At 70.5% G+C, this 13,471-nt stretch carries 12 protein-coding genes and 1 tRNA gene (1 of these 13 only partly in view); 10 read left to right on the top strand and 3 right to left on the bottom strand.

Annotated features, from left to right (window positions below; translation table 11 throughout):
- The 8 genes from J7E93_RS26115 to J7E93_RS26080 form a co-directional block, all read left to right on the top strand.
- Nucleotides 1-572, top strand: the 3' portion of a protein-coding gene (locus J7E93_RS26115; protein ID WP_215072396.1) for a YcnI family protein. The gene continues 55 nt to the left of window position 1, outside the view; 572 of the gene's 627 nt are visible here — the last part of the coding sequence; the start codon falls outside the window, past its left edge; the stop codon is at nt 570-572.
- Between the two features lie 28 nt (nt 573-600).
- The gene (locus J7E93_RS26110; RefSeq protein WP_215072395.1) at nt 601-1,317 is read left to right on the top strand and encodes an SCO family protein; all 717 of its coding nucleotides are present in this window, start codon (nt 601-603) and stop codon (nt 1,315-1,317) included.
- Nucleotides 1,314-1,796 (top strand): copper chaperone PCu(A)C, encoded by a 483-nt coding sequence (locus J7E93_RS26105; RefSeq protein WP_215072394.1) that lies wholly within the window; start codon nt 1,314-1,316, stop codon nt 1,794-1,796. Before J7E93_RS26110 ends, J7E93_RS26105 begins: the two co-directional genes overlap by 4 nt.
- A gap of 24 nt (nt 1,797-1,820) precedes the next feature.
- The gene (locus J7E93_RS26100; RefSeq protein WP_215072393.1) at nt 1,821-3,806 is read left to right on the top strand and encodes a copper resistance protein CopC; all 1,986 of its coding nucleotides are present in this window, start codon (nt 1,821-1,823) and stop codon (nt 3,804-3,806) included.
- A 4-nt stretch (nt 3,807-3,810) separates the two neighbouring features.
- Complete coding sequence (efeB, locus tag J7E93_RS26095; RefSeq protein ID WP_215072392.1) at nt 3,811-5,097, top strand: iron uptake transporter deferrochelatase/peroxidase subunit; 1,287 nt, start codon at nt 3,811-3,813, stop codon at nt 5,095-5,097.
- Between the two features lie 61 nt (nt 5,098-5,158).
- On the top strand, nt 5,159-6,094 hold the full coding sequence (pheA, locus tag J7E93_RS26090; protein WP_158988617.1) for a prephenate dehydratase: 936 nt from the start codon (nt 5,159-5,161) through the stop codon (nt 6,092-6,094).
- 682 nt (nt 6,095-6,776) lie between these two features.
- Nucleotides 6,777-8,066, top strand: a complete 1,290-nt coding sequence (serS, locus tag J7E93_RS26085) for a serine--tRNA ligase (RefSeq protein WP_215072391.1) — start codon at nt 6,777-6,779, stop codon at nt 8,064-8,066.
- The gene (locus tag J7E93_RS26080) at nt 8,063-8,869 is read left to right on the top strand and encodes an HAD family hydrolase (protein WP_215072390.1); all 807 of its coding nucleotides are present in this window, start codon (nt 8,063-8,065) and stop codon (nt 8,867-8,869) included. Before serS ends, J7E93_RS26080 begins: the two co-directional genes overlap by 4 nt.
- A gap of 34 nt (nt 8,870-8,903) precedes the next feature.
- On the opposite strand, the gene J7E93_RS26075 is transcribed toward J7E93_RS26080, so the two are convergent.
- The 3 genes from J7E93_RS26075 to lpdA all read right to left on the bottom strand — a co-directional run bounded on the left by J7E93_RS26075 (nt 8,904) and on the right by lpdA (nt 11,311).
- Nucleotides 8,904-8,989 (bottom strand) — tRNA-Ser (locus J7E93_RS26075).
- Nucleotides 8,990-9,196: 207 nt separating this feature from the next.
- Entirely contained in the window at nt 9,197-9,802 is a 606-nt protein-coding gene (locus J7E93_RS26070; protein ID WP_374105434.1) for a rhomboid-like protein, read from the bottom strand.
- A 105-nt stretch (nt 9,803-9,907) separates the two neighbouring features.
- The gene (lpdA, locus tag J7E93_RS26065) at nt 9,908-11,311 is read right to left on the bottom strand and encodes a dihydrolipoyl dehydrogenase (RefSeq protein WP_215072389.1); all 1,404 of its coding nucleotides are present in this window, start codon (nt 11,309-11,311) and stop codon (nt 9,908-9,910) included.
- A gap of 115 nt (nt 11,312-11,426) precedes the next feature.
- Between lpdA and J7E93_RS26060 the strand changes: the two genes are divergently transcribed.
- Nucleotides 11,427-12,101, top strand: coding sequence for a FadR/GntR family transcriptional regulator (locus J7E93_RS26060; RefSeq protein ID WP_215072388.1), 675 nt, complete (start codon nt 11,427-11,429; stop codon nt 12,099-12,101).
- Between the two features lie 61 nt (nt 12,102-12,162).
- Nucleotides 12,163-13,446: an MFS transporter gene (locus tag J7E93_RS26055; RefSeq protein ID WP_215072387.1), complete on the top strand. Its 1,284-nt coding sequence runs from the start codon at nt 12,163-12,165 to the stop codon at nt 13,444-13,446.
- Nucleotides 13,447-13,471: the final 25 nt, after the last annotated feature.

Genomic DNA, 13,471 nt, shown 5'->3' with positions numbered 1-13,471 from the left:
CCGACCACCCGCTCGCCTCCGTGATGCCGCAGCCGGTCCCCGGCTGGAAGGCCGAGGTCACCAGGGCCAAGCTCGCCGAGCCGCTGGAGCTGCACGGCAAGAAGATCAACGAGGCCGTCTCCAAGGTCACCTGGACCGCTGACGGTTCGAAGATCGGCCCGGGCCAGTTCCAGCAGTTCCCGCTCTCCCTCGGGCAGCTGCCGGAGGACACCGATCAGCTCGTCCTCAAGGCCGTCCAGACCTACGACAACAACGAGGTCGTCCGCTGGATCGAGGAGGAGAAGGAGGGCGCGGCCGAGCCGCAGAACCCCGCCCCGGTGCTCAAGCTGTCGGCGGCGACCGGCGACCACCACGGCGGCGGCGCGACGGCGGAGGACAAGAAGAACGAGGCGGACGACACGGCCGAGGGCGCCACCCACGGCACGGCCGGCCACGACGAGAAGACCGCCTCCCACGCCCGGGCCGCCTCCTCCAGCGACACCACCGCGCGTGTGCTCGGCATCGTCGGCATCCTCGTGGGCGCCGCGGGTGTCGCCTTCGGCGTGCTGGCCGGACGCCGCCGCTCGGCCTGACGGCCCGAACCACCTCAAGAGAGAACACATGTCTGTCCAGAAGAACGACGAGCAGTCCCGGCCGAGCCGACGCGCTCCCCTGATCGCCGCCGCCGTCGCGGTCGTCGCCGCCCTCGTGGTGACGGCCGTCGTCGGCCTCACCGGTGGCGACGGTACGCCGAAGGACTCCGGAACCGGACCGGTCGCCGAGATCTCCACCGGCACCGACTCCACCAAGGCGGCCACCGTCCTCGACCGCCCCTTCACCAAGCCCGACCTCGTCCTCACGGACACCAAGGGCCAGAAGTTCGACCTCCGCGAGCGGACCAAGGGCAAGCCGACGCTGATCTACTTCGGCTACACGCACTGCCCCGACGTCTGCCCGCTGACGATGAGCAACATCGCCATCGCCAAGAAGCAGCTCCCCAAGGCGGACCAGAACAAGCTCCAGGTCGTCTTCGTCACCACCGACCCCGAGCGGGACACCTCGGCCGAGCTGGCCAAGTGGCTGCCGGCCGCCGGTGACCCCTCCTTCACCGGTCTCACCGGCGACTTCTCCACGATCCAGGCGGGCGCCCGCCAGATCGGCATCGGCATCGACCCGCCGAAGAAGGAGAAGGACGGCTCGGTCGTCTCCATGCACGGAGCCCAGGTGATCGCGTTCTCGCCCACGACCGATCAGGGCTACGTCCTGTACGGCGAGGACACGACCATCGACGACTACGCCAAGGACCTGCCGAAGATCATCAAGGGGGAGAACCCGTGACCCGCCGCACCACCACCCTGCTCACCGCCGCGGCCCTGGCCGCCGGGCTGGCGCTGACCGGGTGCTCGTCCGACTCGTCCGACTCGGCCGGCAGCGAGCCGAAGCCCGGCAAGCCGAAGCTCGAAGTCACCGGCGCCTTCATGCCGCAACCCGTGATGGACATGGCAGGCGGGTTCCTGACCATCAAGAACGACAGCGGCACCGCGGACAAGCTCACCTCCGTCACCAGCCCGCTCTCGGACGACATCCAGATCCACGAGGCGAAGGACCAGAAGATGCGGGAGGTGACGTCCTTCGACATCCCCGCCAACGGCGAGCTGAACCTCGAACGCGGCGGCAGTCACATCATGTTCATGGGTCTCAAGCAGAAGCCGAAGCAGGGCGAGAAGGTCAGCATCGAGCTGCACTTCGAGAAGGCCGACCCCATCGAGGTCGACCTCCCCGTCGAGGCGGCCACCCACAACCCGAAGCAGCACTGAGCTACTTGAGGGACTGACACGCAGATGACAGCCACCGCCCCGCGCCTCGGAACCGCCCTGACGCGGCTGCTGCTCGTGGCAGCCGCGCTCCTGGGCACGCTGCTCGCCGGCGCCACCCCCGCCTCCGCGCACGCCGCGCTCACCGGCAGCGATCCGCAGGACGGGGCGGTGGTCGCCACCGCCCCCAAGGACGTCAACCTCACCTTCTCCGAGCAGGTCGCCATGAGCGCCGACTCGATCCGGGTCCTCGACCCGGCGGGGAAGCGGGTCGACACCGGAGAGATCCGCGACCTGTGCAGCGGATCGATCGTCCGGTACGGAGTGGGCCTCCGCTCCGGTCTGCCCGAGGGCACCTACACCGTGGCCTGGCAGACCGTCTCCGCCGACAGCCACCCCGTCGCGGGCGCCTTCACGTTCTCCATCGGCACCCCTTCCACGACCACCGTCGCCCTGCCGGACCAGGAGGCCGGCGGTGGGCTCGTCGGCACGCTGTACGGCATCGCGCGCTACCTCTCCTACGCCGGTTTCGCCGTCCTCGTCGGCGGCGGCGCGTTCGTCCTCGCCTGCTGGCCGCGCGGGGCCGGCGTCCGGCCCGTGCAACGACTCGTGGTCCGCGGCTGGCTGACCCTGACCACGGCCACCCTGGTCATGCTGCTGCTCCGCAACCCGTACACCGGGTCGGGCGAACTGGCCGACGCGTTCGACCTGGGCGGGCTCAAGTCCGTCCTGGAGACGAAGACGGGCGCCGCGCTGATCTCCCGGCTGATGCTGCTGGGCGCGGCGGCGCTCTTCGTCGCCGTGCTCTTCGGGGCGTACACCAAGCGGACGGACGAGAAGGAGAAGAAGGACCTCACCTTCGGACTCGCGATCGGCGGCACGGTCGTCGCCGCCGGCATCGCGGGCACGTGGGCGCTCGCCGAGCACGCCTCGACCGGCCTCCAGCCGGGGATCGCGATGCCCGTCGACATCCTCCACCTGCTGGCGGTGGCGGCCTGGCTGGGCGGTCTGACGACCCTGCTCGTCGCGCTCCACCGGGCGCCCGGCATCGAGCGGGCGGCCGTGGAACGGTTCTCGAAGATCGCCTTCGGGTCGGTCGTCGTCCTGGCGGCGACCGGGCTCTACCAGTCCTGGCGCCAGGTCGGCTCCTGGTCGGCCCTCACGGGCACGGCGTACGGGCAGCTGCTGCTGGTCAAGGTCGGACTGGTGGCCGTCCTGGTGGGGATCGCGTGGATCTCGCGGCGGTGGACGCAGCGCCTCGCCGCACCGGCGGAGACCACCGAGACCAGCGGCGCCCGCGAGGCCTGCGAATCCGACGAGGCTGTCGAGGCTGTCGAGGCTGTCGAGAACGGCGCAGCCGAGGATGCGGACGAAGCCGAGGCAGCGGAGGCAGCCGACGACGAGGCCGAGGCCAGGGAGAGCACCGAGGCCGTCGGTCCCGAGCGGGCCGCTCAGCTCGCCCGGCAACGGGCCGCCGTCGCCACCGCGCGCAAGAAGCGCGACCGGGACGCCGACCCCGAACGGACCGGTCTGCGCCGCTCCGTGCTGACCGAGGCCGTCGTCGCCGTGGTGCTCCTCGCCGTGACGACCGTGCTGACGTCGACCGAACCCGGGCGCACGGAGGAGGCGAGCCGCTCCTCGTCGGCGTCCGGCTCGACCGCCGTCCCCGAGCGGCCCGTGGACATCCGGCTGCCCTTCGACACCGGGGGCGTGGACGGCAAGGGAACGGTACGGCTCAGCCTCGACCCCGGCCGCACCGGCGCCAACGCGCTCCACATCTACGTCGACCGACCCGACGGACGCCCGTTGGACATCCCCGAGATCAAGGTCGCCTTCACCCTGAAGGAGAAGGACGTCGGCCCACTGCCGGTCGTCCCCGACCGCATCCAGGCCGGACACTGGAGCGCGAGCGGCGTCCAGATCCCGATGCCCGGCGAATGGCAGATCCAGGTGACGGTCCGTACCTCCGACATCGACCAGACCACCATCGACAAGAACGTGAAGATCGGCTGACCTCGTGCGCGACGACGACAACCTTGAGCTCTCCCGGCGACGCCTGCTCGGCACCGTCGGCGCGGCGGGCGCCGCCGGACTCGCACTCGGCGCGGCCGGCGGAGCCGGCGTGTACGCGGCGGCGGCCGGCCCCGACGCGGAGGCATCCGACACGACGGCGCTGACGACCGTCGGCGCGACGGAGGCGATGTTTCACGGGAAACATCAAGCGGGGATCACCACTCCGCTTCAGTCCCGGGGCCATCTGATCGCCTTCGACCTCGCGCCCGGCGCCGGCCGCAAGGAGGCCGCCGCGCTGCTGCGCCGATGGTCGGCCACGGCGAAGGCGCTGATGGCGGGTGAGCCGTCCACCGACGACACCGGGATCGCTCTGGACGCCGGCCCCTCCTCGCTGACGATCACCTTCGGCTTCGGCCACTCCTTCTTCGGACGTACGGGGCTCACCGCGCGCCGCCCGACGCAGCTCGACCCGCTGCCGGCCTTCTCCGCCGACGCTCTGGACCCGAAGCGCTCCGAGGGTGACCTGTGGGTGCAGATCGGCGCGGACGACGCGCTGGTCGCCTTCCACGCACTGCGGGCGCTGCAGAAGGACGCCGGCTCGGCGGCGAAGGTGCGCTGGCAGATGAACGGCTTCAACCGGTCGGCGGGCGCGACCGCGCGGCCCATGACGGCCCGGAACCTCATGGGCCAGGTGGACGGGACCGGGAACCCGAAGCCCAGCGACCCCGACTTCGACCGGCGGATCTTCGTCCCCGACTCGGCATCCGGCGCGGCGGGAGCGTCCGGCGCGTCCGGCCATCAGGAGTGGATGGCCGGGGGCTCCTACGCCGTCGTGCGCCGGATCCGCATGCTGCTCGACGACTGGGAGAAGCTGCCTCTGGACAGGCAGGAGAAGGTCATCGGCCGCCGGAAGTCGGACGGGGCGCCGCTGACCGGCGGCACCGAGACGAGCGAGCTCGACCTGAACAAGTTCGGGCCGGACGGCAAGCTCGTCATCCCGGACAACGCCCATGCCCGTATCTCCGCCCCCGAACAGAACGGCGGAGCGGCGATGCTGCGCCGGCCGTTCTCCTTCCACGACGGGATCGCCCGGGACGGGACACCGGACTCCGGGCTGCTCTTCATCTGCTGGCAGGCCGATCCGCTGCGGGGCTTCGTGCCGGTGCAGCGCAAGCTCGACCGGGGCGACGCGCTGTCGGCCTTCGTACGGCACGAGGCGAGCGGCCTGTTCGCCGTCCCCGGCGGGGCGGCCGAGGGCGAGTACGTGGGCCAGCGGCTCCTGGAGGCGTAGCCCGCCCCAGACCCCGTTCGGGCGGGGGGCCGACGGCTCGCGCGCCTATTAGGGTGACCGTATGTCAGCCACCCGGTATACGTATCTCGGTCCTGAAGGAACATTCACGGAGGCCGCGCTGCGTACGCTGCCTGAGGCCGCGACGCGCGAACTCGTGCCGATGGTCTCGGTCCCGGCCGCCCTGGACGCCGTACGCAACGGGCAGGCCGCGGCCGCTCTCGTACCGATCGAGAACTCGGTGGAGGGCGGGGTCACCGCCACCCTGGACGAGCTGGCCTCCGGCGAGCCGCTGATGATCTACCGCGAGGTCGTCCTCCCCATCGCCTTCGCGCTGCTCGTGCGGCCCGGGACGAAGCTGTCCGAGATCAAGACGGTCACCGGGCACCCGGTCGCCCAGCCGCAGGTGCGGAACTGGCTCGGGGCCCACCTCCCCGACGCCCTGTGGGAGTCGGCCGCGTCGAACGCGGACGGGGCGCGGCTGGTGCAGGAGGGTCGCTTCGACGCGGCCTTCGCGGGTGAGTTCGCGGCGGCGACCTACGGCCTGGAGGCCCTGGTCACCGAGATCCACGACGCGGAGAACGCCGAGACCCGCTTCGTACTGGTGGGCCGGCCGGCGCGGCCGGCGGCGCCGACGGGGGCGGACAAGACCTCGGTGGTGCTGTGGCTGGGCGAAGACCATCCGGGTGCCCTCCTCGAGCTGCTCCAGGAGTTCGCGGTGCGCGGGGTCAACCTGATGCTGATCCAGTCCCGTCCGACCGGGGCGGGCATCGGCAACTACTGCTTCGCCGTGGACGCGGAGGGTCATATCTCCGACCGGCGCGTGGGCGAGGCGTTGATGGGTCTGAAGCGGATCTGCCCGAAGGTGCGGTTCCTCGGTTCGTATCCGCGGGCGGGTGTCGCGGTGAAGGACGTGCGGGCGCTGCGGCGTGGGACGTCGGACGCTGAGTTCATGGCGGCCTCCGATTGGCTGGCGAGGGCCCAGGACGGTCGGGCCTGACCCGATGGTGCCGCCCCGGCGCTCGGGGCGGGGCCGGTCGTCCACAGGTGTGAACCACTAGTCCTACCTGCATACTTTTCGGTTACCCACAGAAGTTATCCACAGGTGCGCTTCTCGACCTGGGGACAAGTCGACACCACATGCAGACACGGTCGACAAATCGCCCTAGCCACTCCGCATCCGTCCACATGGCGTCACGGCGGTGCGTGTCACCCCAATTCCCTTGATCAACTCTTTAGGGCGAGGAATTCCCACCCGAATGAGCGCCTGAGGGAGGCTTGCTCGGGGAATTCCCGACCCCACGCGCCCCATTCGGAACGATCTCCTCCGGAATCCACAGATCTTCCACACAGCCTGTGGATAACTAAGTCGACCGGCTCACCCCTGTGGAGAAGTCCCTTGATCCATCAGCCGGTTCGGTCAAGCCGCGCACGCCGATCCGCCCTTTTCGGGGGCTGATGCACTGCTTATTGACGAATAGGGCGTCCGTTTACCGCGTCGCCCCACTCGCCCCCGCCTGCTTCCCACTCGCTTCCCACTTGCCTCCCGCTCGCTCCCCGCCCACCTACCGCCCGCCCCCACTCGGCCTTCAATCCTGTCCCAACTATGCCAATTCGGGCAAAGTGACACGCAAGGCGATATCGGGTAGGGGGGCCCGAGCCCACACCGGTAGCCTGGTGGGGTGATTGACCTTCGCCTGCTCCGTGAGGACCCCGACCGTGTTCGCGCCTCCCAGCGCGCCCGTGGAGAGGACGTCGCGCTCGTCGACGCCCTGCTCTCCGCCGATGAGCGGCGCAGGTCGTCCGGCGTCCGCTTCGACGAGCTCCGATCCGAGCAGAAGGCGCTCGGCAAGCTGATCCCCAAGGCCACCCCCGAGGAGCGCGCCGAGCTCCTGCAGAAGGCCGAGCAGCTCAAGGCCGACGTCAAGGCCGCCGAGGCCGAGCAGAACGAGGCCGACGAGACCGCGCGGGCGCTCCTGCTCCAGCTCGGGAACATCGTCCACACCGACGTCCCGGTCGGCGGCGAGGAGGACTTCGTCGTCCTGGAGACGCACGGCACCGTCCGCGACTTCGCGGCCGAGGGCTTCGAGCCGAAGGACCACCTGGAGCTGGGCGAGGCGCTGGGCGCCATCGACGTCGAGCGCGGCGCCAAGGTCTCCGGTTCGCGCTTCTACTACCTGACGGGCGTCGGCGCTCTGCTGGAGCTCGCTCTCGTCAACGCGGCCATCGCCCAGGCGACGGAGGCCGGGTTCATCCCGATGCTGACGCCGGCGCTGGTCCGCCCGCGCGCCATGGAGGGCACCGGCTTCCTCGGCCAGGCCGCGGAGAACGTGTACCACCTGGAGAAGGACGACTACTACCTCGTCGGCACGTCCGAGGTGCCCCTCGCCGCGTACCACATGGACGAGATCATCGACGCGGACAAGCTGCCGCTGCGCTACGCCGGCTTCTCGCCGTGCTTCCGCCGCGAGGCGGGCACCTACGGCAAGGACACCCGGGGCATCTTCCGGGTCCACCAGTTCGACAAGGTCGAGATGTTCTCGTACGTCGCTCCGGAGGACGCCGAGAACGAGCACAAGCGCCTCCTGGAGTGGGAGAAGCAGTGGCTGACCAGCCTTGAGCTGCCCTTCCAGGTCATCGACGTGGCCACCGGCGACCTGGGCGCATCGGCCTCGCGGAAGTTCGACTGCGAAGCGTGGATCCCGACGCAGGGCAAGTACCGCGAGCTGACCTCGGCGTCGAACTGCGACGGCTTCCAGGCGCGGCGGCTGTCGGTCCGGATGCGCGACGACCGCGACGGCAAGAAGGTCGTCCAGCCGCTGGCGACGCTGAACGGCACGCTGTGCGCCGTCCCGCGCACGATCGTGGCGATCCTGGAGAACCACCAGCTGGCTGACGGCTCGGTGCGGGTGCCCGAGGTGCTGCGCCCCTACCTCGGCGGCCGTGAGGTGCTGGAGCCGATCTCCAAGTGAGCCCCTTCCCCTACCGGCTCGTCGCGACCGATCTCGACGGGACGCTGCTGCGCTCCGACGAGTCGATCTCGGACCGGACGCGTGACGCTCTCGCCGCCGTGGTGGCGGCGGGGGCCGCGCACATCGTCGTCACCGGCCGGGCCGTGCCCTGGACGCGGCACATCCTCGACGACCTCGGGTACGAGGGGCTCGCGGTGTGCGGTCAGGGCGCGCAGGTCTACCACGCGGGCGAGCACCGCCTCCTCACCTCGGTGACGCTGGACCGGCAGCTGGCCGGTCTCGCGCTGTCGAAGGTCGAGGCGGAGGTAGGCCCGCTGGCGCTGGCCGCCAGCCGCGACGGCCTCGACGGCGAGGTTCTGATGGGCCCCGGCTACCGGGCCCACGAGGGCCCGCTGCCGTACGTCCCGTACGAGGACCCGGCGGAGCTGTGGGCCGCCCCGCTGACCAAGGTCTACCTCCAGCACCCGACGCTGACGGACGACGAGCTGACCCGGGTCGTGCGCGAGACGGTCGGCAACCTGGTGGACGTGGTCATGGCGGGCCAGGGGATCGTGGAGATCCTGCCGCTCGGCCTGAGCAAGGCGACAGGTCTGTCGCTGGCGGCGCGCCGGCTGGGCGTGAAGGCGGCGGAGACGATCGCCTTCGGTGACATGCCGAACGACATTCCGATGTTCGGCTGGGCGGCGCGGGGCGTGGCGATGGCGAACGCCCATGAGGATCTGAAGGCGATCGCGGACGAGGTGACGACCTCCAACGAGGACGACGGCATCGCGGTCGTCCTGGAGCGCCTGCTGCAGAAGTAGAGATCCGGAGCAATCGTTCCAGGGCCGCGGAGTGCGGAGGATGCGCGGATCGAACGCGCGCGGGGGTTGACCCCGACGACGGCTTAGCAAGCCGCTGCCTTACCACTCGGCCAATCCTCCGGGTGGGCGGCCCGCGCGGTGTGCGATCCGCGCGCTCGAAGCGGCCGCCCCGGCGGTGCTCACTGAGCGCCGCCCTGCAGGGAGCTCGACGGACTCGAACTCCGGCTCGAACTGGTGTCGGTCAACGTCGCGCTCCTCCCCGGTCTCGTGACTGCCCGGCCTCCGGACTGCCCGGTCTCGTGACTCCCGCGGGTCGTTCCCGCACAACTAGTGTGCGACGAACGGGGGTTCGGCAGCCACCGGTTTATGCCGCGTCAACGGTCGGCAGGCGAGCCCGATCGCCAGCGAGATCGCGTGCCCCAGATCCGTATACGAATGGCTGGTGCACAGCGGTACGGCGAAGAAGGCGACCGCCCCCGCCACGTAGAACCACCGCCACGGCCGCGGCAGCCGGTACGTCAGGATCCCGGCCGACGCCGCGAGCCCGTAGCTCACCCCGATGTCCACCACATGCGCCATGCTCCGCGGCACGTCATGGTCCTGGATCGCCTCCAGGACCACGTTCTGGCTGATGAGCGTTGCCGCGATGTGTGCCGTGGCCACGGTGAAGAGCCACCGCTGCGTCCCGATCCACCGTTCCACCGGGGCGTGGAAGACCTCGAAGAGCAGCGCGTACAGCACCAGGCTCGACGGGTTCTCGATCCAGAACGCGCTGCCGAGCAGCGCCCGCAACGGATGGTGGGAGAGCTGGTGCAGATTGCTGCTGTTGCGGTGCAGCAGGTAGTGCTGGAGGCCGTCCGAGGCCAGCGCGATGACCACGCTGGTGAGCGCGATGACGAGCAGCCAGACATGCGTACCGGGTGACGAACGCACCCACGACCTGATCGGTCGGGACGGTTCGCCACCCGGCGGGTGAGGTTCCCGGATCGGCACCTCTCAGTGCCTACCACCCCGAGGTGGGAGACACCTGAGAAATCCCTAGAAATTGATCATGTGTCCGGCAAGACCGTGGATCGCTTCCTTCACGGCCTCGCCCAGCGTCGGGTGCGCGTGGACGTTCCGCGCCACCTCGTGGACCGTCAGGTCCCACTGCTGGGCCAGCGTCAGCTCGGGCAGCAGCTCGGTGACGTCCGGGCCGATCAGGTGCGCGCCGATGATCTCGCCGTACTTCGCATCGCTGATGATCTTCACGAAGCCCGTCGAGTCGCCGAGGCCGTGCGCCTTGCCGTTCGCGGTGAAGGGGAACTTCGCGACCTTGACGTCGAAGCCCTTCTCCCGCGCCTGCGCCTCGGTCCAGCCGAAGCTGGCGATCTGCGGCTGGCAGTAGGTGGCGCGCGGGATCATCGGGTAGTCGAGCTCCATGGTCTCGGCGCCCGCGATGGTCTCGGAGGCGACGACACCCATCGACTCGGCGGTGTGCGCGAGCATCAGCTTCGCGGTGACGTCACCGATGGCGTAGATGTGCGGCACATTGGTGCGGCACCGGCCGTCGACGTCGATCGCTCCGCGCTCGGTCACGGCCACGCCGGTGTTCTCCAGGCCGTAGCCGGCGACGTTCGGCGCGAAGCCGATGGCCTGCAGGACCTTGTCGGCCTCCAGGACCTTCTGCGCACCGTCCTTGCCGGTGACGGTGACACGGACCTGCGGACCGGACTCGTCGATCGTCTCGACCCGGGTGGAGGTCAGGACGTCGATGCCGAGCTTGCGGTACTGCTTGGCCAGCTCCTTGGAGACGTCCACGTCCTCCAGCGGCGCGATCCGGTCCAGGAACTCGACGATGGTGACCTTCACGCCGTAGTTGTGCAGGACGTACGCGAACTCGATGCCGATCGCGCCGGCGCCGGCGATGATGATCGACTGCGGCACGTCCTCGGCGACGATCTGCTCCTCGAACGTCACCACGCGCTCGCTGCGGGCCGTGCCGGGCAGCAGCCTCGGGGTGGCGCCGGTGGCGATGATGCAGTTGTCGAAGGTGATCGTCTGAGAGGTGCCGTCGGCCTTGGCCACCTGGAGGGTGTTCGCGTCCACGAAGGTGCCGCGGCCGTCGAACTCGGTGATCCCGTTCTTCTTCATCAGGAAGTGGACGCCCTTGACCCGGCCGTCCGCGACCGTGCGGCTGCGGCGGAACGCCTCGCCGTAGTCGAAGGAGACCGTGCCGTCGACCTTGATGCCGAACGTCTTGGCCTCGTGGTTGAAGATGTGGGCGAGCTCGGCGTTGCGCAGCAGCGCCTTGGTGGGGATGCAGCCGACGTTCAGGCAGACACCGCCCCAGTACTTCTCTTCGACGACCGCGACCCGCTTGCCCAGCTGGGCGGCGCGGATGGCGGCGACGTAGCCGCCGGGGCCTGCTCCGAGTACGACGACGTCGAAGCGGTCTGACATGACTGACTCCCGAAGGTGGTGAGGGTGTTCGTGTCCGCGTACGGGCCCACAGTAGTCCGGGACCCCCGCCCCGTCAGTTGTAGGATGACTGGGCAACCGGGCGAATGGAGGGGTGATGGCACTGAAGGCGGCGGGGCGGACCTCGCTGGTGGACTCCGTGGTCGAGCAGGTGCGCGGCCAGCTCACGGAGGGGGAATGGGCGGTCGGCGACCGCATTCCGACCGAGCACGAGCTCGCCGAGCAGCTGGGCGTAGGCCGCAACACGGTCCGCGAGGCGGTACGGGTGCTGGTCCACGCCGGGCTCCTTGAGTCCCGCCAGGGCAACGGCACGTTTGTCAGGTCGACCGCCGACCCGGCCGCCGTGCTGCGGGGAATGCGCCATGCGGGTGCCATGGACGTCCTCGAACTGCGGGTGGCACTGGAGGCGGAGGCGGCGCGCCTCGCGGCGGTACGCAGGGACACCCACGACCTGCTGCGGCTGCGGGCGGCCCTGGCGACCCTCCGGGAGGAGGGCGACCGCGACGCGGACGCGGACATGGCCTTCCACCTCGCGGTCGTCGAGGCCACGCACAACGCCGCCTTCGCGGAGGTGTACCGCTTCTTCTCCACCCAGGTGCACGAGGTGCTGGTGCGGGCGCTCGGGGACGGGGAGATGCCGCCGGTCGACATCGACGCCCACGAAGCGCTGGTCGCGGCGATCGAGTCGGGGGATCCGGCGGGCGCGGAGGCGGGGGCGCGGGAGCTGCTGCGCCTACCGATGGAGACGGTCGCGGCACTGACCGCCCGCTGAGCCCCCGTACGGGCAGAGCCCGTTGAACCACCGTACGTACAGAAGAGAGAGGCCCTTCGTCTTGTCCCGCCCGGAAGCAACACAGCACAGAGCGACGGACACCGCCACGCTCGTCGATGCCGAGGCCGGCGTCCGTCCCTCCGCCCGAGGAGCCGCCGGGCGGCGGGCCCTGCTCGCCCACCCGGCGCTGCTGATGGCCGGGATCGTGCTGGCCTCGCTCAACATGCGGGCGGCGCTCGCGAGCGTGTCCCCGCTGGTGGGTGAGATCGCGGCGGCCTTCGGCCTCTCCTCGACGGCGACATCGCTGGTGACGTCCGTACCGGTGCTCTTCCTCGGGCTCGGCGCGCTGGTGGCGCCCTGGCTGGGGCGGCGCTTCGGTGCCGAACCGGTGCTGTGCGCGGCGCTGGTGCTGCTCGGGGCCGGCATCCTCGTACGGGTCCTGCCGTCGGTGTACGCGCTGTACGGCGGCGGGATCCTGGTCGGCACGGCGATCGCCCTGCTCAACGTCCTCATGCCGGGGCTGATCAAGCGGGACTTCCCGGACCGGGCGGCGTCCATGACCTCGGTCTACACCGGGGCGATGATCGCGGGTGCGACGGTGGTCGCGGCGGCGTCCGTGCCGCTGGAGCAGGCCTTCGGCGGGAGCTGGGAGGCGTCCCTGGGCTTCTGGTCACTGCTGGCGGCGCTCGCGGCGCTGGCGTGGCTGCCGCAGGTGGTGATCGCGCGGGGCCGCACGGGCCATGAGGTACGCACCGCCGCTCCTGCTCCCGGCACGCGGAACGTGTGGCGCTCGGCGCTGGCCTGGCAGGTGACCCTCTTCATGGGCCTGCAGTCGCTCTGGTCGTACGTCCTGATCGCCTGGATGCCGACGATCTTCACGGATCACGGGATGAGCCGCTCGACGGCGGGCGTGATCTTCGCCTTCAACAACCTGATCCAGGTGGCCGGCGCGTTCGCCGTACCGCTCCTCGCGGGCCGGATGCGGAGCCAGCGCCCGCTGGTCGTGCTGGTCACGACGATGGTGGCCATCGGCTACGCGGGGCTGATGATCGCGCCCGTGCAGGGGGCGTGGCTGTGGTCCGCCGTCCTCGGCGTCGGCCAGGGCGGTGCGGTGGGTCTCGCCCTGACCCTGATCGTGCTGCGCAGCGGTGACGCGGTCACCGCCGCCCGGCTGTCCGGGATGGCCCAGACCGTCGGCTATCTGCTCGCCGCGGCCGGGCCGCTGGCCGCCGGCGCGGTTCACCAGGCGACCGGCTCCTGGACGGTACCGATCGTGCTGGTGCTGGGTGTCTGCGCGGCTGCCCTGGGGATCGGGCTGCTCGCGGCGAGGGACCGCAAGGTCTGATGGCCGGCCGGCCCGCAAGGTCTGA

It is taken from the genome of Streptomyces sp. ISL-36 (assembly GCF_018614205.1).
Lineage (GTDB): Bacteria > Actinomycetota > Actinomycetes > Streptomycetales > Streptomycetaceae > Streptomyces.
This window is presented reverse-complemented; position numbering and strand designations above follow the sequence as displayed.

Bases quoted from the DNA above. Each gene is read 5' to 3' on its own strand.
- J7E93_RS26110 (WP_215072395.1), top strand. From the start codon at position 601: ATGTCTGTCCAGAAGAACGACGAGCAGTCCCGGCCGAGCCGACGCGCT.
- J7E93_RS26100 (WP_215072393.1), top strand. From the start codon at position 1,821: ATGACAGCCACCGCCCCGCGCCTCGGAACCGCCCTGACGCGGCTGCTG.
- pheA (WP_158988617.1), top strand. From the start codon at position 5,159: ATGTCAGCCACCCGGTATACGTATCTCGGTCCTGAAGGAACATTCACG.
- lpdA (WP_215072389.1), bottom strand. From the start codon at position 11,311: ATGTCAGACCGCTTCGACGTCGTCGTACTCGGAGCAGGCCCCGGCGGC.
- J7E93_RS26060 (WP_215072388.1), top strand. From the start codon at position 11,427: ATGGCACTGAAGGCGGCGGGGCGGACCTCGCTGGTGGACTCCGTGGTC.